Annotated in this window: 1 protein-coding gene; it reads right to left on the bottom strand. The window is 58.9% G+C overall.

Going from position 1 to position 1,029, the window contains the following annotated elements; genetic code table 11:
* Window positions 1-120: 120 nt before the first annotated feature.
* On the bottom strand, window positions 121-819 hold the full coding sequence (locus HF854_RS12375; RefSeq protein ID WP_168936555.1) for a hypothetical protein: 699 nt from the start codon (window positions 817-819) through the stop codon (window positions 121-123).
* Between the last annotated feature and the right edge of the window lie 210 nt (window positions 820-1,029).

Below are 1,029 nucleotides of genomic sequence, written 5' to 3'. Positions count from 1 at the left end.
TGGGGCTACTTTACCTTGCTTTGGCCTGTATCCTTTGGAGAAAACTGGTATAGCAAGATGTATGCCGGACATTCTCTTAGAGGGGCCCGCTTTGTTCTACGTTGTATCCTGCTGCTCTGCCTACAGCGACCGTTCCTGAAGGCCGGAGCGGGGCGTGCTGTCGGGGCGGGGAGGCTCGGTCACGCCTTCCATGCCGGGCAGGGCATCATGCACGTCCGTGGGGGGCAGTTCGCCTTCGCCTACGCGGGGGATGGCGCGACTGTCGCGCACGGTGAGCTTGCAGGCCAGACCATAACATTCGTACACCGCGGCCACAGTGGCCTGCAGGGGCTCGCCCTTGCGCAGCGGCGGCGGCACCAGCACATAATAGGTGCGGCTTTCGAAGCCCAGGTGCGGGCGGACATCGCAGGCGATGAGCCATTCGTCCTTTTCGTCGTTGTTCCAGTCCACGATGCCCAACATGGCCAGATTGATGGTCTGGGTGGGGTGGACGATGGTGAAGCCGGTCTTGCGCACGGTGGCATGGCTGGACGGCGTGCGCGTGGCGGCAAAGGTGCTGCCCAGATAGACGTGGCCCCTGTCATTGAACAAAAATTCAGGCGAGAGCTGGCGGAAAAGGATCTCGCCATAGTTCTCGCCCCCGCCACCGGGCAGGGAGATATAGCTGCCGTCGTCGGTGAGCAGGCCGCGGGCTTTCATTTCCTGGGGCATACGCTGGCTCATGGTCACGAAGCCGGGCTTGTCCACAACGGTCACGCCCTTGGCGCCGCAACCGGCCAGCAGGAAGGCCGCGCAAAGCAGCAGAAGAAAACGGGTCATTGGGTACCTCGGTAAAAAATCGTATCAGGAAAAGAGGTGTACGCGTCCCGGCCGGGCTTGTAAAGCCGCTTTCCCCCCTGTCTTTTTAGATAGTGTCGTCAAATTCAAAAGTATGTTATAATCTCTTCACTTGCAATGAGGAGAGACCATATGGCGGCACATCGGAGGCATGATATTTCCGACAAGGTATGGGCAAATATTGAAAAACTT

The organism is Desulfovibrio piger (assembly GCF_012843875.1).
GTDB lineage: Bacteria > Desulfobacterota > Desulfovibrionia > Desulfovibrionales > Desulfovibrionaceae > Desulfovibrio.
The sequence above is the reverse complement of the archived record's forward strand: the minus strand, read 5'-3'. Positions and strand labels throughout refer to the sequence as shown.

Coding starts and splice junctions, on each gene's coding strand:
- HF854_RS12375 (WP_168936555.1), bottom strand. CDS start 819: ATGACCCGTTTTCTTCTGCTGCTTTGCGCGGCCTTCCTGCTGGCCGGT.